General features: G+C 39.8%; 18 protein-coding genes. 7 read left to right on the top strand and 11 right to left on the bottom strand.

Annotated elements, in window-relative coordinates:
- Nucleotides 1-3: 3 nt before the first annotated feature.
- The 9 genes from C7B62_RS08715 to C7B62_RS08675 all read right to left on the bottom strand — a co-directional run bounded on the left by C7B62_RS08715 (nucleotide 4) and on the right by C7B62_RS08675 (nucleotide 7746).
- Entirely contained in the window at nucleotides 4-894 is an 891-nt protein-coding gene (locus C7B62_RS08715; RefSeq protein WP_106234847.1) for a hypothetical protein, read from the bottom strand.
- 79 nt (nucleotides 895-973) lie between these two features.
- Nucleotides 974-2287, bottom strand: coding sequence for a DNA polymerase III subunit gamma/tau (dnaX, locus tag C7B62_RS08710; protein WP_146132071.1), 1314 nt, complete (start codon nucleotides 2285-2287; stop codon nucleotides 974-976).
- Nucleotides 2288-2415: 128 nt separating this feature from the next.
- Nucleotides 2416-3666 carry an RNA-guided endonuclease TnpB family protein gene (locus tag C7B62_RS08705; RefSeq protein WP_106234842.1) on the bottom strand — a complete coding sequence of 417 codons (1251 nt, stop codon included), beginning with the start codon at nucleotides 3664-3666 and terminating at the stop codon, nucleotides 2416-2418.
- Nucleotides 3667-3804: 138 nt separating this feature from the next.
- Complete coding sequence (locus C7B62_RS08700) at nucleotides 3805-5064, bottom strand: hypothetical protein (protein WP_106234840.1); 1260 nt, start codon at nucleotides 5062-5064, stop codon at nucleotides 3805-3807.
- Between the two features lie 42 nt (nucleotides 5065-5106).
- A complete protein-coding gene (locus C7B62_RS08695) occupies nucleotides 5107-5832 on the bottom strand; it encodes a uracil-DNA glycosylase (protein WP_146132070.1) in 726 nt (241 codons plus the stop codon).
- A 145-nt stretch (nucleotides 5833-5977) separates the two neighbouring features.
- Nucleotides 5978-6568 (bottom strand): zeta toxin family protein, encoded by a 591-nt coding sequence (locus tag C7B62_RS08690; RefSeq protein ID WP_106234835.1) that lies wholly within the window; start codon nucleotides 6566-6568, stop codon nucleotides 5978-5980.
- 2 nt (nucleotides 6569-6570) lie between these two features.
- The gene (locus C7B62_RS08685) at nucleotides 6571-6801 is read right to left on the bottom strand and encodes an MmgE/PrpD family protein (RefSeq protein WP_106234833.1); all 231 of its coding nucleotides are present in this window, start codon (nucleotides 6799-6801) and stop codon (nucleotides 6571-6573) included.
- Between the two features lie 199 nt (nucleotides 6802-7000).
- A complete protein-coding gene (locus tag C7B62_RS08680; RefSeq protein ID WP_106234830.1) occupies nucleotides 7001-7348 on the bottom strand; it encodes a hypothetical protein in 348 nt (115 codons plus the stop codon).
- A gap of 29 nt (nucleotides 7349-7377) precedes the next feature.
- Nucleotides 7378-7746 (bottom strand): papain fold toxin domain-containing protein, encoded by a 369-nt coding sequence (locus C7B62_RS08675; protein ID WP_106234827.1) that lies wholly within the window; start codon nucleotides 7744-7746, stop codon nucleotides 7378-7380.
- A gap of 340 nt (nucleotides 7747-8086) precedes the next feature.
- Here C7B62_RS08675 and C7B62_RS08670 point away from each other — a divergent pair, with 340 nt between their 5' ends.
- The 3 genes from C7B62_RS08670 to C7B62_RS25355 are packed head-to-tail and all read left to right on the top strand — an operon-like array spanning nucleotide 8087 to nucleotide 13957.
- Nucleotides 8087-11548, top strand: a complete 3462-nt coding sequence (locus C7B62_RS08670; RefSeq protein ID WP_106234824.1) for a hypothetical protein — start codon at nucleotides 8087-8089, stop codon at nucleotides 11546-11548.
- 17 nt (nucleotides 11549-11565) lie between these two features.
- Nucleotides 11566-13635, top strand: a complete 2070-nt coding sequence (locus tag C7B62_RS08665; RefSeq protein ID WP_106234822.1) for a hypothetical protein — start codon at nucleotides 11566-11568, stop codon at nucleotides 13633-13635.
- Nucleotides 13636-13645: 10 nt separating this feature from the next.
- Complete coding sequence (locus C7B62_RS25355) at nucleotides 13646-13957, top strand: hypothetical protein (RefSeq protein WP_146132069.1); 312 nt, start codon at nucleotides 13646-13648, stop codon at nucleotides 13955-13957.
- Between the two features lie 23 nt (nucleotides 13958-13980).
- On the opposite strand, the gene C7B62_RS08660 is transcribed toward C7B62_RS25355, so the two are convergent.
- Together C7B62_RS08660 and C7B62_RS08655 are read right to left on the bottom strand one after the other, a co-directional pair.
- Nucleotides 13981-15108 carry a helix-turn-helix domain-containing protein gene (locus C7B62_RS08660; RefSeq protein WP_106234820.1) on the bottom strand — a complete coding sequence of 376 codons (1128 nt, stop codon included), beginning with the start codon at nucleotides 15106-15108 and terminating at the stop codon, nucleotides 13981-13983.
- 16 nt (nucleotides 15109-15124) lie between these two features.
- Nucleotides 15125-15427, bottom strand: coding sequence for a type II toxin-antitoxin system RelE/ParE family toxin (locus C7B62_RS08655; RefSeq protein WP_106234817.1), 303 nt, complete (start codon nucleotides 15425-15427; stop codon nucleotides 15125-15127).
- A gap of 266 nt (nucleotides 15428-15693) precedes the next feature.
- On the opposite strand from C7B62_RS08655, the gene C7B62_RS08650 reads away from it, so the two are divergent.
- The 4 genes from C7B62_RS08650 to C7B62_RS08635 all read left to right on the top strand — a co-directional run bounded on the left by C7B62_RS08650 (nucleotide 15694) and on the right by C7B62_RS08635 (nucleotide 20792).
- Nucleotides 15694-15945 (top strand): hypothetical protein, encoded by a 252-nt coding sequence (locus C7B62_RS08650; RefSeq protein WP_199194115.1) that lies wholly within the window; start codon nucleotides 15694-15696, stop codon nucleotides 15943-15945.
- 330 nt (nucleotides 15946-16275) lie between these two features.
- Nucleotides 16276-16875 carry a hypothetical protein gene (locus C7B62_RS08645; RefSeq protein ID WP_106234814.1) on the top strand — a complete coding sequence of 200 codons (600 nt, stop codon included), beginning with the start codon at nucleotides 16276-16278 and terminating at the stop codon, nucleotides 16873-16875.
- A gap of 30 nt (nucleotides 16876-16905) precedes the next feature.
- Nucleotides 16906-19977 (top strand): ATP-binding protein, encoded by a 3072-nt coding sequence (locus C7B62_RS08640; protein WP_106234812.1) that lies wholly within the window; start codon nucleotides 16906-16908, stop codon nucleotides 19975-19977.
- 101 nt (nucleotides 19978-20078) lie between these two features.
- Nucleotides 20079-20792: a hypothetical protein gene (locus C7B62_RS08635; protein ID WP_158260650.1), complete on the top strand. Its 714-nt coding sequence runs from the start codon at nucleotides 20079-20081 to the stop codon at nucleotides 20790-20792.
- Nucleotides 20793-20794 lie beyond the last annotated feature (2 nt).

Raw genomic sequence — 20794 nt, 5'->3', positions numbered from 1 at the left:
TGGCTACCAACAGCACATCAACATCAATCTAGCTGAAAGATCGCAGGTATGATACCTTAGCTGAAATTGGGTGTCTTTTATCTGTTGATTGAGCCAAATTAACTGTTCGACAGATATTTGGGCTACTTCCTTACGAAGAAAATAAAGTCGTTTGGGATTTTTAATCTCTGCTAATTTAGCAATATCCGAATCATTGAGATTTTGACTACTGCCAATAGCAGTTTGCATCAGGAGAGTAAACTGCGTACTCAAGCTAGCTAAGATCATCTGTTCGTTGGTGACGGCTTTCAGTTTGGTTACATAGGTGGAAATCTCTTCCCGTCTTCGCCTAAGAATCATCTCCTTAAGGTCAATGGCAGTAGCATGAACGGAAGGAATTATTTCTTTAGTTAATTCTAAAGAAGGGGAAAGAGAAAGTAAGGCTAGAGTTTCTAAACCAGAACGCAGTAAAGGAAAGTTATTGTTGAGGGCTAAGAGAAGATAGTCTTTAACCTCATAACTCAAATTTAAGCCAAATTGTTTTGCATAGTAGTCAATTGCTTGTTTAATTTCTCTCTTGTTCCAGTTGCTTGGTAAAGTAGACTCGGAAAGTAGGTAGGGTTTTAATGCCTGTCCTAATTTAGTTCGCCCATCAAAGTTCTCACAAACAATAAACAGTAAGTTTTGAGACTTTTGTAGTTTGGCAATAGAGGAAGTGTTTAGTTTCAAGTCTTTTGGTGATACTTGTAATACCGTAGCGGTAACAGAATCGATTAAACTTTGGGTTAAACACTTGAAATAAGCTTCTTTAAGTTGATCGGTTTTGGAGTACTTCTTTAAATTGTTTTTCTTCAATATATATTGAATCTTCTGTTCGATCAGGGTTGTGTCGTCCCCTGTAAGTAAAATAATCATGGTAAAAATCTAATTACAAAATGCCAGTCCCAGATAAATATCTAAGACTGGCATGGGTTTTAGCTGGTTGTCATCCAAGTCAGATACACGCTCCTTGGGCAATCTGACTGATTCGATGGCTAGTCTGAAAGGCAAGGGGTTGATGAACTGGTTGAGATACTGGTGTAGGCAATTGAACCTGGGAGTGAATTTGGGGTTGAGGTGTTGGTACTTGTCGAAAATCAGTCTGGAGAGGAGTATTCGTAGCTTGATGATGATTATGGATTAACTCGTCTCTTATTGGATTTTCTGCTGTGTTCTCTTTATTTGATTGCCAAACTGTAACTGCTTCGTATAAAGCCAAGCGACAGTTAGTAACTGCATTAGAACTCGTCCCTAAACGATTGACGTCTGGTAGAATTACTTCTAAGACCCGATTGAGATTAAAGATAAACTCAGGTTTGATATCGGGCATAGTCATCATATTAATGGCTGTATCCACCAAGCTAATTAACAATTGTTTGGGATAAAAGCCTTGGTCTATTACCCTCTGAACAATGCTATTGATAGCTAAATAATCCCTCATCTCCAAAGCCAGGAATAGATTTTGAATCTCATGTAGACTAATTTGGGGACAGAGATCTGCTACGGTTACTTGGGGGGAAATTGTTCCTAAAGTCTGCAAACATTGTCTAATTGAACCTTTGTTGTAGTCATAGATTCTGTTTGCCTCTTCCTCAGTTAATGGGATCTTTTCGTTATAGGCAACACTATTTAGATAACCTATAACTAAATCTCGGTTGACAGTATTAAATCTCAAGATTCTAGCTCTAGATCTAATAGTCTCCAAAAGCTTGTCTTCTTCAGTCGTACACAACAAGAAGATAGTATTGCGTGGTGGTTCTTCAAGGATCTTGAGTAAGGCATTTTGTGCAGGCTTACTCATTTGATGTGCCTCATCAATAATATAAACTCTGTATTTAGAGACAACAGTATTAAGTTTGCACTGTTCAATAATCTCTCTGACATCATCAACACCGTTACGGTCAGCACCATCAATCTCATTGATATCTAAATGTTGGTTTCGTAGGTGAGCTTGACAGGAATCACATTGATTACATGGTTCAAAACCATCTCGCTGTTTGCAGTTTATAGCTCTGGCAATAATTCTAGCTAAAGTGGTTTTACCAGAACCAGATGAACCAACCAAGATATAAGTAGTGTGAATCTGTGGTTGATTGAGACTGGCAACAGCAATATTTACTGCCACTGACTGTCCCACAATTTGATCGAAACGAATTGGTCTATATTCTACGGCTAAACTCATATTATTTGGCGTTGCTGATTTAAGTAATGACTTACAACAGCAAGACTTGCCCTTGCGCCCTTCGGCGACGCGGGCTTCCTTGCTCAAAATGTTACTGTTCGTAGCTATTAGCTCTTAGCTTTCTAATAACTGTTATTCATAGGCAGAAAAGCAAAAGATTACGCATTTACCAACGCCTATTCTTTTTGTTATTAAAATGAACTACTCATCCCAAATCAAAGATTTGGAACAAGTTTCTGACGCTTCTTCGCCCCAAGTTGTCTCATACTTCCGCATAAGATAGAGCTTGGCGACTCCACATCTGAAGAGGTAAGTTCCTTACCCCTTGCGTAATTAAGCATAACTTGTGCTGCTGCTACATCTCGATCGAGAGATTTTATCCCGCAATCGCAGGTATGAATCCTTTCGCTCAAATCTTTTTTGCGTCGAGATCCACAGCCTGGGCAAGTTTGAGATGGAGCAACTTTGCGAGTAGGTATCTCGATATAGATACCTCCTACCTCATTTACTTTGTACTTAATTAGACTTTTTAGATTGCCTATACCGACGTCTAAAAGGTTGCGATTAAGACCTGTTTTTTGCCTCTTTCGTTTACTACCTTTTTTTGCTTTTTTGGTTAGGTTTTTAAGGTTTAATTGCTCAGTAGCGACGAAGCTATTACCGCTTACTATGTCTGAAGCTACTTTATGTTGCCAGTCTTGTCTTTGTCTGGCTACTTTCAACTGTATTCTAGACACGGCTTGGTTGGCTTTTTCCCAACGACAAGAGGGACGAATTCTTTTTTTATAATTGGGTGCGCGTTTTCTTCTACTCTTCTTAGCTAGTTGATTAACTTTGTCTTGGGATTGTTTGATAAACCTTGGGTTATCAATAATCGTACCGTCGCTAAATGCTACTGCATGGTGAGTCCCAAAGTCTAATCCTACCGCCCCCGTGTCCGCCTGAGTTCTAGTTAGTACGCAGTCAACCGTAATCGATGCATACCACTTACCCTGTTTAAACAAAATAGTACAAGTCTTAGGCGTTCCCCAATCCCGCGCTTGACCTCTCATCTGGATATTGCCCAGGTTGGTTAACTTCAGATAACCATTTTTGCCTTCTGTACAAGCTTTCCACCCCGCTTTACAAGGGTAAGTCCATCCTTTATATCGTCTGGCAGATTTGAACTTGGGATAGCCTAACTTGAGCTTAAAGAAACGTTGAAAGGCAAAATCCACACGTTTAACCGTCGCTTGTAGTGCATGGCTACCAAGCTCTTTGAACTCTATCCAACACTCTTTAAACTCAGGCAAACAGTTTTGCTGGTCGAAATAGTTTATCGATTTCCCAAACTGCTTGTAATCAGTGCTTCTCTGGCTAACACAAGCGTTATAAAGCAACTTGTGTAATTTACGCCAGTTATGAAGCCTCTCGTTTTGAGTCTTGCTAGGATAAAGTCTAAAAGTAACGCGACGGGTTATACTCATGACAGTAGTATAATAGAGATTCTCAAGCGCATTTGAGCAAGTTTTATTGAAGGAGAATGCGCGACGGAAGAAGGTTCAAAAACAGACCCAGACTAAAACCTGGGTACTACATGTTCCTAACTAAGTCCGACAGGACTATTAACTAGAAACTAATTGAGCCAAACAGTACATTGTATTTTTGTCGTTGATGACGATACGACTAGAACCTTTTCTTTCTGCTTCTGCCTCTAAATCTAGTTTGAATTCTACAGTCTGCTCGTCAATTGCAGAGATAACCTTGATTAAATAATCCGTATGCAGCCAAAGAAATATAGATTCGTCATGATCGCAATTACAAAATACATTTTCGGCTCCACTACCTGTTTCTGTTGCATGAGACAACTGACAATTATCCTCCTCAATTTTAAATTCCACTTCATCAGACATTACCTGTTGTCTTTTGAGGGCATTTAATAAATCTAGACGATTGAAGGTCACGCCGAGATTGTTATCTTCTAGCAATGCTTTGATTTTTTCTAGATCTGGATATTCGTCACTTTGAAAAGTTTCTAAAGTACACTCTGTATTGCTCCAATTAAATTTTAGGGAATTATCTGCAATAGAAAGAATAAAGTCCTGAGCATTACTAGCAATAAAAGAAATCGCTTTCTTAGGTAAAACTAGTTTGATGTCTTCCTCAATTATTTCACTTACATCATCAGTCTCAACCTCTTCAATAATCATAGTTGTAGTTCCCATTCCTGGAATAGATAAACCAGTTAAGGTAAGTATTAAAGATTCTTGACCATCTTCATCTTCTAATCGTTGGATTTGAAGGCAGACTCCACTAGTCACTTCTTTGGAATCACTATTAAGAAAAGGTAAAACTTTATCTAAAGCCTGTTTGAACCGATCAGCTTTGATTGTAGCTACAGGAATAAATTCAGCGTTATTTTGAGGCAGAATATCTTTATAAGTATTGAGTCGTAAATTATAAGTTCCTTGACGATTGGCAATGCTGACTTCATTTGAATTTAGTTCCAACTTTTGAGTTGAGTTGTCTAATCTAGCAGCAATGTCATTAAATTGTTTGCAACTTACTTGAATTGGTTCTAGATGTTGAGCTTTGGTAGCTTTGTGTAGTATCTTGATCTCAATAGTATCCCCAGCAATGCTAAAAATTGATTGACTATCCTTAACTTCAATCTTTAGGCGGTCTAGTCCTTTTTGGTTACAACCAATAGCCGTATTGAGCAGTCTTAAGTTTTGAGATAGTTCCCCTGGTTTAATGCTCAATGTACACTGAGATGAAGATTTAGTTGACGCTGAGTTGGACGTTGGCGGAGCTTCTTCGATCTTGTTTTGATTTTGACTTGTTTTAGTTGTCTTAGTAGTGGTTTTACTAGCAGCTCTTGGCATAATCAGTTTATTTTATGAATTTAATAACTAGTTATCGCCTTTTTAAAGGCGACAGCCTTCTAAATACAGCTTGATTTGACACAAAGTCTGCCATACTTGCCATTTTGGACTGTGTTCGCTTAACTGTGGTTGACGAAGTAGATAGGCAGGGTGATAGGTTGCCCACACTGGATACTCAAAATACTGATGCTGAATCCGCAATAGTTTCTCAAACTTAGTTGGGGTATTTAATATGGTTCTAGCTGCCACTTTACCCAGACAAAGAATCGCCTTGGGCTTAACCAAAGCAATCTCACTCTGTAAAAATCCCCAGCAACTTTGACATTCAGTTTTGGTGGGATTGCGAGACAGCCCGTTGCGCGGGGAACCCGCGTTGAAGGGACTGTCGAGGGTGCGATTTTCTGGAGGACGACAGCGTACCACATTGGTTATGTACCAAGACTCCAATCCTACCGAGTCCAGCATAATGTCCAATAGTTTACCCGAATCACCTACAAAAGCTAGACCTTCCTTATCCTCTACCTGTCCTGGTCCTTCACCAATAATCAATAGTTCTGCTTGTTTGTGACTGTACCGCCCCGCTACTACTTGAATCCGATCTTCATGCAGCCCACAAGCACGACAATTATTTGTCTGAGTTTCTAATTCTGCCCAGCTATGGCAGACTAACTTAGGCTTAAATTTAACTGGTGCAGGGCGATCGCCTATCAATGGCGAGCTAAATCTGTGTTGAGCCATATAAATTGACCATAATAATAATTTGGTCAATCTAAGCCACCAGGCTACTAGTTAATGCTTACTTTGTCAGTTAACAGCGATCGCTCTTTCCGAACAGCTTATTAGTGTTGAGATTAAGCGAAAGAAAAAAAGAAATATCGCTCAACAGTAAGAGCTTGCGCTCTTAAAGGAGAATTTAAGCAATAAACTCTGGTGGAAGTGACGATTTAATCCATTCAGGCAACTCGTCAATAAATTTTGTCACTCTTCCTGCTTCGATAGTTAGTACTGGTTGATATCCTGCTACGGTGGAATTGTCGTAAATTATAATATAGTCAGCCTTTTGGATTGCCGTTGCTAAATTGACTAAACTTCTCGTATATCTGCGACGCACATCTGGTTCTGGTACATTGTGTCCCCCCTGTGCAACTCTTTGAGCCACGCGCTTAATGTTAACTTGGACATCATTAACACCCACGTAGATTAAATTGACTTGCCACCCTTTTTGTTTGGCTCGCGTCATCATCTTAAGATAAGTGTTGCCAGATAAAGTTGTTTCTACTGCAAAGCTTTGCTCGTTAGCTAAATAGGTACGAGCGCGTAATAGAGCTTGTTTACCACCAGCAATAGCTGCTGTTTCAGGCGCGTCTGGTCTAATTATTCGTGCTTCTAAATCGGGATCGATAACTGGAACGCCTAAAGTCTCTTGAGTGTAGCGAGTAAAGGTACTTTTGCCCGAACCGTTAGAACCTGCAATTACAGTTAAAATGGATGTGGCAAAGGTCATTATTAAGGAAGTTCGCGGATAATTTTTTCAGTTCCGCTCTCATCTAATTTGTATTCAAAAAGACGACCATCTGGTAATTCCATAATAGAAATTCCTGACCAAGAGTAAAAAATCGGATTACCTTTCGCTTTATGAGCAGCAATTTCTTTTTTCAAACCCTCTTGCGCTAGATGTGTCAGTTGCTCGACTAGTTGAGAAAACTCGCTTTCTGTTTTGATATTAGCTTTAGTCATTTTTCAACTTTTTTCAAAGGTTTTTAGAAACATCACCCCACTTTTGAAAAGTTTATTTCACAGTGGGACGATAATTAACTATTTTATTAGATTATTTAGTCTTCCTATGTTGTTTGGGAGCATTCTTGAATCTAACCTGATGTCCTGTTTCTACAACAGCGATCGCTCTTTCCGAACGGCTTACATGATCACTAGCTCTTTACTGATGAACTAAATCTGAATTCGAGTCTTTGGCGAACAACTCCTCATCCTGTCTAAACTCAGCCAACAAACGATAAAAAGATTCAAAACCAATTTTTTCATCGTGACACGAAAGCATGATTAACTTAGCCCAAGAGGTAACTGACTTGACTCCTAGTTTTTTCTGTAGCCAAGGCTGAAATTCTTCGTAAAACTTATTTTCTGCTTCAGTTAACTCTATATCCATTTCGCTACGAGCAAATTCATAACCGACGATAAACATAAACAAATCGCTGACCGAAGGACGACCAATATACATCCCAGGAGATTTTTCAATTTTCTGTAAGACTTCATATAAATCGCTCATAAAACACTTTCCTACAACTTGCCAATAATTTATAAAGAGGTTAATTCATCTACAATAAACTGGTTGCTACGAGAGTGAAAATCATTAAGCCAAGCCTCTCTTGATAAACCTTCTGTAGACAGATTATCAAATACTTTACCGAAAACCTCCACACCATAATGAATACCATTTTCTGTGATAGATTCGTTACTTCCATAGCGATGCCTTCGGCTAGCTACGCAATCGCTAATAATAAAAACTTCACTCCGTCTCTTGGTTTTTAATCTCAGAATTTTGCCCTCTATGCCATTTGCCTTTAACCATTCCATAACGGAAATGGCACAGCGAGAGCATTCGAGTAGAGGATAACCTGCGACAATCTGACTTATATTTTGCCAAACTTCTTCTTGAGTTTTCATGTCAACATCTTCTCTAGTGTATCTAGGTCAGAGCTTATTTCGGTCTCCAAGACGGTAATATTCTCTAAATCTATTAGATAATTGCTCAAACTAGTTTAATAGCGATCGCAATTATTTTATCGATAACAGTAATGGGAGTAATCGCTCTGACTAGGAATACTGATACAAAGTTAGATCTCAAGTGTAGGTGAAGACAAATCGCTAACTATTAAAGGTATGGTTCGGCTTGGGCTTCAAATAGGACTAAAGTACGAGACAGTTTATTAGTCAAATGAGGGTTGATAAGCATCAGCTAAATCTAAAACTGTAGCTGTAACTTTTAAATTTATACCGAAATATCATGAGTCAAACACCAGATTCTGGTCTTAAAATCAGAGTCTACAATATAGCTCATCAAGATTATGACGGCGTTCAAGATCTAGGCAATTGTCTCCTTTCTCAATTATTACCCGATGCTGCCGAACGGGTAGTTGCAGTCAAAATTGATGACGAGCTGCTGCGGGCTACTAGGGATAAAGAATACAACTATCAAGCCTATTTTTCTCAGCTAAATAACCTTAATTTAGGAAATTGTACTGAAGTATTACTGGCTTCTGGAGCTACTGTTTTTATGGCAGAACCAGAAGTAGTCGCCCAAATACGAGACCAATTCTTTGCTTCTCAACCAGATCACTGCTGTCGTTACGGCTCATTGTTGGTGTCTAGTTGTAAAGAGGGTATTTCTAAATTAGAACCACCAATTACCGTCAAAATTGTTGATTTTGAGCATCAAAGTGAAGTAGAGCGAAAGGTAGCAAAAGACCTACGCACGGGAGACTGTCACGGCAAGATCTCTCCTCGTCTTTCTACTATGTTGGGAGGAACTGCCGATACTCCTTTTCAATTTCGTTTAGCTAATTCTGATGTTAATAGTCCTCTACCAGCATTTATTGCCAAAGGGACAGTGGCGGTAGATAGAAAAAGAACGGAAAATCGCGGTTACGATCTAGTACTCGACCGCAGTTCTATTAAGGGTTGGGCTAAAAATACTGGTCCGATGAAAGTTAGTCAAATCAACAATCAATGGTACTTGGGTTTTAAAGATAATTTAACCCCCCAACAAGTTCAGGATTTGAATTATCTACCGACTATTCTGCAAAATCAGGGGGTCTCTTATCAAGTAGATCCTACGAATAATAGTTATATTCTCAATAACCCCAGCCAACAGGTTTTAGACAGTTTGGCGAATATCTATGATTGGGGTTCAGACCGTATTGCCTGTGGTGTCTATCAGATGCCTGGGTTGGTGATGGGTAATAACTCTAATGCTCAAGTTCAAGAGTATAAAAACTCCTGGCAGTTGATGCAGTGGTATTCTCCCCAAGCTATCGAGCAGGATATCGTTCCTGCCACTATGGCTGAAGCTGAATATCTCAAGACTATTCAGAATGACTATCGTCTTTTATCCAAATACATTGTTGAGAATCACGACAAAAAACAAGACTTGAAAAATATTGATACAGAAGAATCAGAGCTTGAAGACCCTCAAGACAAGGATGAATTTGGTTTGATTGAAGTTCTCAGAGCCGATACGAGAGGAGAATTGGCACATCATCCTAAAGTGGTTTCTTTTTGTAAAGACCAACTCCGCAGACGATGGTTGGAGTTAGCAACCAAAGGAGCTAACACCTTGATGTCCGCTATGGCACAACCCGCTGAGGTTAAAAGGGGAACAATTATCGCTCCTCATCTACAGAATGAAACCGAGGTAATCGTCACCCGCTATCCGATTATTAACAAGGATAACATTCGTCGTTATGTAGTCGATAACGAACAAGTTCCTGAATTGATCAACACCAAGGGTTGTGTTTTTATTAATCCTGCTGATGCGATGGATTACCATCAATGCGACTTTGATGGTGACCAGTTGGTTTGTACTCCAGCGGATCTGTTGCCTCATATTACAGCAGAGACTCGTATGGCTTTACCTCAATATGATGAAATGGGGAACGATCTCAACCGTGACTTTAATCCTGTAGTTAAGAAAGAAAAGCAAGCCTATGCCCAGTCCGACCTCAAGCATATGGCTTTAGCCGTTAGACTAAATTCTATTGGTAGAATTGCCAATGCCATAGGTAGAGTTAATTGCGCCCAACCCAATCCCGAAGCAGATGTCAAAGACCAACAATACTTTCTCAAGTTTAAATCCGGTTTGATAGACACCCTATTTGATTCTTTGCAAATAGAGGTAGATAGTCCCAAGTCGGCAACTCGTTATACGGATTACTATCAGGACCTGGACAAACAACTCGAAAGTCCTGCTTTTAAGCTACCCTTTTTTGACTTTAAACAGGACGAACGGGTCTTCAACTCTGCTCCCATGCCCGTAGCTCAAAATGGTTCGGTAGTGGACATACTACCCCGTTACATCAACCAGACTTGGCAGAGTTGTGAACTCAATCAAATGCGGGTAGAACAGTTCGGTTATTTATTGCAGAAACAAGAAAATGTTCTAGATGAGACATCCAAAGTCACGGTCAACCAATTAGCTAAAAACATCTTGCAACAATATAACGATACGGTCAAAACCACGATTCGAGAAGGTAATTCCGATCCTAAACAAGTCAAACAAAGATTTGCTCAGACCTACAGCAGTATCAAAGAGCAAATTATGGCTGCTCAGTTAAGTTCAACTGCCAAAGACGAATTAGCTGCCCACCTTTGGCAGAAGCAGCACGGTAATGATAGTGAAAGTCAAATGAGGCGTAAATGTTTGGATATTTGCCGTCATTTCGATCCTAGTATCTATACCTATCAAAAAAGCGAACATGAATATCAGCGAGATCTAAGGAAAGGTGTACCAGCTTATATAATTGAAGCCCCTTTTGAATCTAGTCTATTTGCCAATCAGGGCAGAACGGATTGTGCTACTTATATTAGGGAAATGTTGGAGGCTCAAGGACAAAATTTTGAAGCTACTTTGCACCCAACTAAGCCCTGCGTACAATTTGCAGTTAAAAACATCGATCCTAATTGCAAACTGCTATTTGAGCCTTTTCACGACCCTAACATTGCCAGACATCACGATCTAATTGACATCAACATAGCCAAACAACAGTTGTATAACCAAGACCGTACACTGTACAATCAGCTATTTACCTTTAGTTCTGGAACCAAAAAATATAATCCAATCAGTATCACAGCCCCTAGGCATATGGATTGGGTATTAGGACAGAAATCTGCTAAAGCTTCCTTAGTTTTTTCTGTATTACCAGATCGTATTACTAAAGCTTTAGGTCAAGAAATTAGTCAAGTTGAAGTGCTGGGGAAAGATCAAAATGCCTATGCCCAACATGACTTTAGTTCTCCTTATTACCAAGGACGAGAACTAAACTTTACTGTGCTTCCCTTTAACGACCCTACTTCAGACCGCCACAAAGACCCAATAGTCTATATGCAAAACCCTGGAGATGAAAATTACTATTCATTGGGGATTTTCGCCAAGAACTCCAGTAAATTACCCGTATCCGCGACTTTTACAGGTCAAGTAATGATGAATGGACGTACCGTAGATCTTTTTGTCAAACCAGGCTCAATTCTCGTTCCCGAACCAGAAATGCCCCAAAGTCCTAAAAAACTTAGAAGTAAACATCTACGCCAAGAAATCAAATCTACTAGACAAACTAATGCAGAACGTCTGGTAGCAATTAAAAGTCGGCGTAAAAATCGGGAGCATACTTCCAAAAATCCTCAGAAAGTAATTGCTAATTTGCCTTTTTCTGGGCAGGCTCAAGCTCAATCAGAAAACCAATTTGAAATTTAATCAATCGTCATCAAATCATGTCATATAACAATAAAAATCGCCAAAACAATCGCATTCAAGACCTCCATCAAATCGCCTACGTCAAAAGTATTTTAGAAACTGCCGTCAATCATTGTCAGCAAAGTCAAATGTCTGCTCCCGAAATCTATCAAGCTACTGCCCAGAGAATTGCCGACCTTAATTCTCTTAATGACCCGACTAAGCCCCGAATTACCTTCAATACCAAACAACAGGCACTTAGAGGTCAAGATAGTCCCATTACTGAATTGACTGCCACTATTGGGGATAAGACCAGTACTAGTTACTTTTTGCTCAAAGACTCTTTGCCTGTAGGAACTCAACCGAGTCAGGAACAGTTAACTTATTTACGTCCCGATGTTGTCTCCGCCAGAATTGCAGCTAGTTTAGGTATAGCCCAACTACCTCAAACTGTTCCTACTGTTACTATTCCAACTCCGAACAATAACGTAGTTATCAATCCTCCCCCAACTACCACCCCTGCTATGTCTAAAGCAGGTGCATTTGTTCAGGGCATAAATGCTACTCAACCCCAAGCCAATGTTTTACATAGTTTCATGCCGATACGCGAAACAGTTGCCGAGCGATTAGCAGCTTTGGCTACGGGAACTGTCTCTCAAGTACCATCACCAGTCCCAGCAGCACCTACTTCTAGCCCCAATAATCAACAACAGGTCAATGTCAATCCTTATCAAAACACCGTTGTTTCTGCTCCAATTCCAACCCCAGAAACTTACTCAGAGTCTACAAATTCTTTACCATTACAACCTCAAGCACCCCAACCAATCCACAACCCTCAACAGGCACAAATAATTCAGGGTACTACTGAGAATATCAAGCTGACAGGAAAACTTAGTAACTCTGTAGGTCAAACTCTCAAACAGATGTCCAAAGGACAAATTAATCCTATCCAGTTGTACGGAAATACCTTACAAATTATCGGTCAGTTTTTAATGGGCAGTGCAGCTGGTATTAACGAAGCTCGACTAGAAAAGATTATGAAACAGATCGAAAAAATCGAGCAAGAAAAAGAAGCTGTAGACAAGCTCAGAAAGCAAACAGGTCAGAAGCTAATGGATTTAAGACCAAATCCAGTCGTTGAATCTGATATTAATCTGACCCAGAACCAAACGACAGTTTGGCCACCCCAACCTCAATCCTCTCAATCCCCTTCAACCAAAACTAGTGCTGCTCCCGTTCCAACAGCACGGACATATCAAGCTGGCGTCCTAAAAGATACACCTTCGGATAAGGCAACCTCGCCAGTCTTGTCCTCCAAAATCGAATCTACTGTTGAAGCTCGTCCTACTAATTCCCAAGTTGAATCTGAACCTACCGCTATTGAAAGGTTACTTAAGTCTAAAGCTCCAATCGAGGAGAAGCTTGGGGCAATCGAAAAGACTTTGGACAAGATGTTAGAGGAGTTGACTAACACTAGAAAAGCTTTAGAGTCACTTCAAACTTCTATCCAGTCGCCACAACAGCAGAACCACGATAAAGTCTTAGAAACCGAAGCTAAAACTGATATTGCAGCTGTGAACAACATCTCAGGAGCAGAAGTACCTGTACGAACCGAGATTGACACCGAGATTGTAACTGAAGCCAAAAGCCATTTTGAAGCAGCCAAAGAAGTAGAAGTTCCAGAGGTAGAAGTAGATTCAACACGGACATCACGAGCGGATGAGGTTTCCTCATCCGACGTGTCCTCACCTGATGAAAATTTGGATATCGGTTCTGAATTGGCAGATACTATTTCCAGTTATGAAGGTGACTTAACTAGACTCAATCACTATCTCAAGTCTGCTAACCTGCAAATTGATATCGCAGAGTCTGGTTCTAGCTTAAAAATCGAAGAACTGGAAAATGGAATTCCTAATATCTTATTAACCGCTGAAGCTAATGGAAAAGAGTGGGATATCAACAGCCAAATTAGTGATTCGGTCAAATTGGATGTAATGAATAGTTTTATTGAGGCGGAGGAGTTGGCTCTAGCAGAAACCAACGAACCTCAACCTCAACAACAGTCCTCAGCTCCTGTAAAAGAAGAACTCTCTATGGATATGGCTTAGAAACAGCCTAATGTTTGGCATTTCTCTCGATCGCTTACAGCAACGCCAAACAGCTTATTTTACCTTAAAAAGCTTTTGGCTTTTAGCTTCTTGGCGCATATGCCCTAAAGGACTAACGTCGCGTCCTTCGCGTCGTCTTTTAGGATTCGCTCTTTGTTGTCAACCACGCCATTTGCTCCACTTGGGTAAACCCCAAGACCGCAATGGCTCAACAAGACCCTTCGAGTTCGCCAGTTGCTTCACTTGGGCAAAGCCCAAGATCGCACTGCACTCACCGCGATGCACCGCTTTTAGCTTTTTGAGTTTAATGCCTCCACTATAGGTTTATCAGCAGATAAAATAAGCTCAATCATAAATCCAATCAGATAAAAATGGTTTAACTTTAGTCAACAGCACTCGTAAGTTTTGATAAGGAACTAAATTCTCATGCTGAAGGCGACCAAGAATGATGCCTGGATGTCTTTTTTGAGCTTGAGCAAAGTTAGTTATTGCTTTTTTGGAAAATTTCGGTTGAGTTTCAACTACAAAAGAATTTAAAGCTTGTTCATCAATTAACCAATTACGAGCCAGTTGGTTTGCTTCTTCTTCTTCTGAATTTTTTTCTAGTTCGTCCAGGTTATCCAGATACACACCTCTATGTCCAGCTACTATATGACCTAATTCGTGCATCAGGCTAAACCAAAAACAATCGATTCTATTATGTCTCAAAGTAAGGGCGATTACTGGATGATTTCCTAAATAAAAAGCAGCACCATCTAAATATGTTTTGTTCAGATGGGGGACAATCGCAAAATGAACGCCCAAATCGATTAACATTTGAGGAACATGGGCTACGTCTTCTTCTTTTTCAGCACAGCTAAGAATATTAGGAATTGCTTCGGTCAGTTTATCTAGCTGAAATTCTCCAAGTGTTTGCTTACTGCCTACTTGCTCGACTCTTTTACACCAAGCAATTTTAGCGTTATGTTCTGGTTCGAGCATTTCACTGTGACGGGCGACACAAGCTCCTGAATTCGATTCAGGAGACGCGCCCTTACGGAAATTGACAGAAAATTGAGTACTTTCTTGGGGTGATTTAATACCTAAAAATTGACATACAGATTGCTCAAGCTCATCTAAGGATTCTGTAGATTTAATCCATCCGCGTTTAATCAACTCAGAAATTGGCGCAAGAGTATATAATCGACTCCGACGCTCAATTTCCTCCTCTTTCTGCTTTTTTTTTGCCAGATTTAAACGATAATTAGTTTCTAGATTAGTCCAGAATTCCGCAGTAGTTCCCAACGCTGCCGATAATTCTCTAGCTGTCTCTGGAGTGATTTGTTTTGTTCCTTTAATAATTTCGTTGATTGTTTGTGCTGGACGATTGGTAATTTCGGCTAGATCTTTTTGTGTCCAAGCACGAGCATCTAATTCTCGTTGTAAAATGCGTCCTGGTGATATTGCCCTAGCTGGTGTTAAAGTGTTGCTCATTTTTGCTTCTCCCCTTCTAAGAGTGATAGTCTTCAATATCGACGATTAGAACATATTTGCCTAATTCATCTTTCTCAAGTATCACAATTAAACGCCATTGTTTATTTAGACGTAACGACCTTTGATTTTCCTTACCTCGTTTACCTGAGAGTTTTTCAAATCTCAGACCCTTATTAGCATATAAATCTTGTTCGCTTTCGGCTGCTGCAATGATTGCCATAACTTCAAAAAAGTCATCTACAACCCCAGGATATTTGTGAGCATTTTTTTCCTCTGTATAAAGTAGTTCTATTTTATTTTTCTTAAATTTAAATCTCACATCTCACCTTCTATGAATACAGAAGAGTCTTCCGCATTATAAACTGCTTGATTCAGTCTTAGGGTGAATAGTAAGTTTATATTTATTTTACACTCAACTCATACCTAATAACTATGAAGATTTAAAATAGTGGCTGCGACAATATTTATGGTGGTAAAGCGACTGTAATTGCTTGGTTGTAGGCGCGATCGCTTAAATGTCCCAATCCTGCTTGTGGTTGTCAAATGCCTTTAGTAAGTTCTTTTGAGCGGCTCTTCGCCTATGGTATGACTAAGCATAGAGATTTATACACAATAGGGGGCAAAGTTTTTGATGTTTGGGGTCAAGCAATTGATGGTCTTGAGTTAAGACAATTATTAATTGAAGCCATCCGCTACGGAAATTTACCAGAAACTAGAGCCAAACTCAAACAGATAGTTTCTAACCGTCTAAATCGCGATCGCCTACAAGAACTACTCTCTGAAAAGGTGTTGGTGCGAAATGCGATGGATATTACCAAAATTCAGAATATTCGCTAAGAAATGGAACGAGTCGAAGCCAGGAAATTGCAACCTCATTTTATAGGTTCATTTTTTATCGAGGCATTCCAGCATCTAGGGGGAGTAATTCGCCTATTCTATCGGAGCGCAAACTCTTGCGCTCCTCAATTGAGCTAATAGCCAACAGCAACGGCAAACAGCCTATTTTGCCCCTCGTACTTTAGTTCGAGATTTCCCATCAAAATTTGGATTTTAATCAGACTAAATATCGATTTAAGACGAGTGAAACCTAAGAGTCTTTAGGGGTTACTCGTCGTTATTTTAGTCATATAAACATTCACCTACTTTTAAATTACCAACTTGAGAACCATGACTATTTCCTACGATTACCCCCAAGAACCCAAACAAAATACTGTTAAGAAAAAATCTTCTTGGCAACAGTTTACCTCCAGCTTTCAAGTTGAAAGCCAAGATCTACCTTTTGCCGTCGGTGGTACTGGCTTAGCCTGCTACCTCGGCTTTACCGACCCAGCTCTTTTGGCTACTATCCTGATGAGTATCGTTATTGCAGGTAGCCTATATTTCATGGGTGCGTGTCTGCCTTTAATCTCCAAAAAGTTCAAATTTAGGGTTTCGATTTGGCACTTATTAACAGTAATTTGTGTTTTTACTCTTACCTTCGGTGCCTGGCAACCTTCTCACGCTCTATTTTTAACTGGTCTACAAACTGCTATTACAACTCTAGTTAGCCAAGGGGGAGTCAGTAGTGTTAGCACAACTCAAATTGCCACCTTATTTACTTTTGTGCGGATTGCTCTAGTCTTAGTTGGAATAGGTGGTGGTTTCGCAGCTTGGCAACAACAGCAGCAGGGACAGTCTATGACTCCAATTATTATGTTTGTCGGCGGTCTATTTGGAATTGTCCTAGCGATCGACATTATGACTGCTGTAATCGCTACAGGTCAGTAAACATTTATTGCAACCATCAAAAGTACTGACATGGAAGTTCCCGAATTAATTTCAATTAACCCTTCTCTCAATCGTAAAGCCAAGTTTTTTGGACTTTTACCCATCTCTCAAGTAATCCCAATCGGGATCATTGCAGCGTTTTGTTTCATTACGATAGGCGCGGTAGGAGGAAAAGATAAGCATTTTGGCATCTTATTTGGATTTATGACTGGGAGTTGGTTATTAGCAACTGGAGCGCATCCTCACGAAATGATAGATCGGATGCGTCCCTTTCCTGGAAAAAACTGGGCTTACACCAGACTGCCCTATGTTTCTCCCCTACCTGAAAATCGTCCAGCTCAACTTAGAGAAGCAATTAAGGACGAAGAACTCACCCTCAGACCTAAGTATATAAATGAAGTAATGCAGAACGGAAAAAAAGAAATTTATCCCCCTTTTGTTGGATTTCAGCACTTAATATCTCTTGTCAAGTACACTCAAGAAGGAAAAGACCGTGGTGCTTTGTTCCTCAAGCACAACCAACAATACCAAATTGTCTTTTGTTTTCAGTTAACCCCTTGGCACACCAGCTTTACTCCCGAACAGGCTCGTAGATACTGGGAGGCTACCGAAATAGCTGCCAAAGAAATTCTGCCTGGGGAAAGCTTAACTTTCTATTGTGAAAAGTATGCTGACGATACCGAACAAACCATTAAATTAGAAAAGATTATTGCCGACTGTAATTCAAATGGTATAGCCTTGCTTACTGAATCCGAGTTAAGCCGTACTCAATCCCTATCTAATCGAGGACTTAGACAACATTTTAGTTATACAGTAGCTTGTACCTATACCTTTACTCGCAATGGCGATGTGGGAACAGATTTTGTATCTCAAATTATCAGATTGGGAAACAAATTTCTATCCAGTGCAGCGGGTGATAGCAAGCAGTTGTTACAAGACTTTTACAGTCAATCTTTAGAGTTGGCATACACCAGAGGCTTTCTAATTTGGCAATCGATTTTAAGAACTACCTGGGGATTGGATGTAACTCCCTTAAACCTAGACCAGACTTGGAAACACCTTTGGTATCAATTTAATTCCCGTTCCAGTCAACTTAAACCCTTACCTAACTATTGGACTTGGGATGGCTATCATTTTGGAGAGGTGGTCAACGAACCAATCCATCCTTTATCTATTCTTTCTCTGGGAATTAATCACATCCATGCAGTCCCCCAACACAATCAACAGCACGACGAAGTAGTTTTAACTGGACGGGGACAAGTCTGCGGTGTAATGACAATTGAAGAAATATCCAATCGCAAACTTACTAAACTCGAACAGTTAAATCACCTATATGAAATTATGGAGAGTAACGATGTTATTGATACTGAGTTTGTAATTCAACTCAATAACATTTCAGCTCAATCCTTAGATCGAGAATTAGAACAAACCATTGCTCAAGCTAACTCTGCTAAACTCATGGCAGAAGAGACAGCCATTGGGCGAGATGTCAGATCGGAGCAGATTTTAGAACAATCCTTTGAGGCACAGAAACTAGTTGGTGGCGGTGGTGCGGGAATTTATCTCTCCTTTGTTGCCAAAGTCTATCGACGCGATCGCAAAGCTTTAGATGAAGCCTGTGAAGAACTCAGTCGCAAATTTAGTAACAATCTCAAACGTAAAGACAGTTCTGTGTGGGCATTATGGCTGGAAACCCTACCCATGACCATCGGACGTATTCTTCAAAAGACTAGTTTGATCGAAGATCGTCGAATCAAGATTGATAACATTTCTTTTTATCGTTATTTGCCTAATGTCTCTCCAGAAAATGTCCATAAAAATGGCGTTGAACTGATTGTTCGAGGTGGTAAGCCCATCTATCTCGATATGCACCGAGAACATACTCTGCGGGGTTTGATTATCGGTGAGTCGGGTTCGGGCAAATCAGTAATCGCTTGGCAGATGATGCGAGATTTTTTAGCTAATAACATCCCCGTTATCGGTATGGATTCTGCTGTCGGAGGCAATAGCAGTTTTTGTTGGGCAATTAAGATGGTGAAAGGAGCGCACATCGATATCAGTCGTAATTCCAGTAATTTAGTCGAACCTCCAGATTTGCGGTCTTATCAAGGGGAAGACTATCAGGTTAGGTTTAATCAATGGAAAAACACTGTTAAAAACACTTTAGTCAACTACATTATGCACGGAATAAAAGAACCTCACTTAGAACAGAGGGTAGAGACTTTAGTAATTGCCACTACGGAAAAATTTATCGAACACAATAAAATTAGAAGAAGAATCAACCAAGCGTTTGAAGAGGGATTTGGCAGTGAAGCCTGGGAAAAAATGCCTATTTTGACTGATTGGTTAAGTTTTTGTACTAAAGAAAAACTCAACTTACGCAACTTTGAAGAGTTGGATAAAAGAGCAATCAACCAAATTCAAACCCAAATCACAACTCTACTTAAATCGCCCCTGGGAAATACGATAGGGCGTCCTAGTACTTTCGATCCCAATAGCTACATCAAATTCTTCACCATTGTCTCACTTGACAGCGAACGAGATCAAGAGTTGATAGCTCAAACTATTCAAAGTACTTGTATTCGTCTGGCTTTACAATATCCCAAGTCTTTAATTGTCGGCGACGAAATTGCCGATCTACTAAAAAAAGGTGGGTTTGCCCGAACTTGGGGGGCAATGCACGCTATGGCTCGAAAATCTGGTATTTCTCTTTTAACTATCTCTCAAAATATTGGTGAAATTCAAAAGTGTTCGGCAGCCGACGACATCCTCGAAAACATTTCGTTTAAGTTAATTGGGCGAATTACTACTAGTGGTGCAAATAGTTTAGTTAATACTCTTAAATACCCCGACTTAATATACGAAAACACTACTAAATCTTACGTTACCAATAAAGAATTAGGTTGTTCTTACTGGCTACTAGAAAAGCAAAATCAATTTTGGCAGACGCAATTCTTTCCTTCTTTACTCAACCTAGCCATAGTTGCTAATGGTGCTGAAGAAGTTAAAGCTCGTACAGAAATTATGAATCGAGCTATTGAAAACAAGATTAGTCGCTGGTCAGCTTTAGAAGAATATGCTCAGGCAATTACTAGTGGATAAAGTTTACACCCAGTTATTAACAGTTAATTTTAATACCTTATAAATACATAATGAAAAATTTTAAGTTATTTATCTTTTTGGTTTTGCTGAGTTCTTGCTTAATGAATGCTCAAATTTCTGTTCAAGCTTCAACTCTGCCAAGAACTAAAGATGTCGTTGAAGATCTTTTACCTAAATTTAACCGCGACACTGCTAAAGAGATCGCCGACCATCTTGGTCTTGGAGATTTGTTTAACAGCGTGCTTGATTTTTTTGATGCGATTGAGGGAATCAACGACAAAATCCTTGAAACCCGTTCTCCCGACTGGAACACTATTAAAAATACAATTGAAAACATAGACACTAGATCCAAACAACTCAGTAGACAGTTAGAGGATAGAACTACCGATAGTTATTCAATTAATCAGGATGAGTCCGAACAGACTCAACGGGAATTTATTCAAAATTCGATTACTGAAAGCACAACTGGAGAAAATGCCCAAAAAACTATAGCAGCTTCGCTAGTAGAAATTGAAGATGCCCTCAAAAAAAGCGGCGATTTGTCAAAAGATTCAGCACAAACAGATGTCTCGCAGCAAATCTTGCAAAATATCTCCGAACAGTCAGGCATCAACACCCAATTATTGGGTGCGATCGCTGCTCAGAATATCCAGGCTCAGGAGGATCGAGCTAATCAGATTAATCTAGCACTCCAAGAAGCCCGACACAATGGGATTGAGACAACCCGTCATCGTCGAGAAGCAGCTGTTGCCAACGATCTTGGGATCACTGCCTGGGGTGCAATTTCAACTCCTTTATTTCTGTATGAAGAATAATC

This window comes from Pleurocapsa sp. CCALA 161 (assembly GCF_003003995.1).
In the GTDB taxonomy this organism is placed as follows: Bacteria; Cyanobacteriota; Cyanobacteriia; order Cyanobacteriales; family Xenococcaceae; genus Waterburya.
Note: the sequence above shows the minus strand (reverse complement) of the source record. Positions and strands in the feature narration are given on the sequence as shown.

Bases quoted from the DNA above. Each gene is read 5' to 3' on its own strand.
- C7B62_RS08715 (WP_106234847.1), bottom strand. From the start codon at position 894: ATGATTATTTTACTTACAGGGGACGACACAACCCTGATCGAACAGAAG.
- C7B62_RS08705 (WP_106234842.1), bottom strand. From the start codon at position 3,666: ATGAGTATAACCCGTCGCGTTACTTTTAGACTTTATCCTAGCAAGACT.
- C7B62_RS08700 (WP_106234840.1), bottom strand. From the start codon at position 5,064: ATGCCAAGAGCTGCTAGTAAAACCACTACTAAGACAACTAAAACAAGT.
- C7B62_RS08690 (WP_106234835.1), bottom strand. From the start codon at position 6,568: ATGACCTTTGCCACATCCATTTTAACTGTAATTGCAGGTTCTAACGGT.
- C7B62_RS08685 (WP_106234833.1), bottom strand. From the start codon at position 6,801: ATGACTAAAGCTAATATCAAAACAGAAAGCGAGTTTTCTCAACTAGTC.
- C7B62_RS08680 (WP_106234830.1), bottom strand. From the start codon at position 7,348: ATGAGCGATTTATATGAAGTCTTACAGAAAATTGAAAAATCTCCTGGG.
- C7B62_RS08675 (WP_106234827.1), bottom strand. From the start codon at position 7,746: ATGAAAACTCAAGAAGAAGTTTGGCAAAATATAAGTCAGATTGTCGCA.
- C7B62_RS08670 (WP_106234824.1), top strand. From the start codon at position 8,087: ATGAGTCAAACACCAGATTCTGGTCTTAAAATCAGAGTCTACAATATA.
- C7B62_RS08665 (WP_106234822.1), top strand. From the start codon at position 11,566: ATGTCATATAACAATAAAAATCGCCAAAACAATCGCATTCAAGACCTC.
- C7B62_RS25355 (WP_146132069.1), top strand. From the start codon at position 13,646: ATGTTTGGCATTTCTCTCGATCGCTTACAGCAACGCCAAACAGCTTAT.
- C7B62_RS08660 (WP_106234820.1), bottom strand. From the start codon at position 15,108: ATGAGCAACACTTTAACACCAGCTAGGGCAATATCACCAGGACGCATT.
- C7B62_RS08650 (WP_199194115.1), top strand. From the start codon at position 15,694: ATGACTAAGCATAGAGATTTATACACAATAGGGGGCAAAGTTTTTGAT.
- C7B62_RS08645 (WP_106234814.1), top strand. From the start codon at position 16,276: ATGACTATTTCCTACGATTACCCCCAAGAACCCAAACAAAATACTGTT.
- C7B62_RS08640 (WP_106234812.1), top strand. From the start codon at position 16,906: ATGGAAGTTCCCGAATTAATTTCAATTAACCCTTCTCTCAATCGTAAA.
- C7B62_RS08635 (WP_158260650.1), top strand. From the start codon at position 20,079: ATGAATGCTCAAATTTCTGTTCAAGCTTCAACTCTGCCAAGAACTAAA.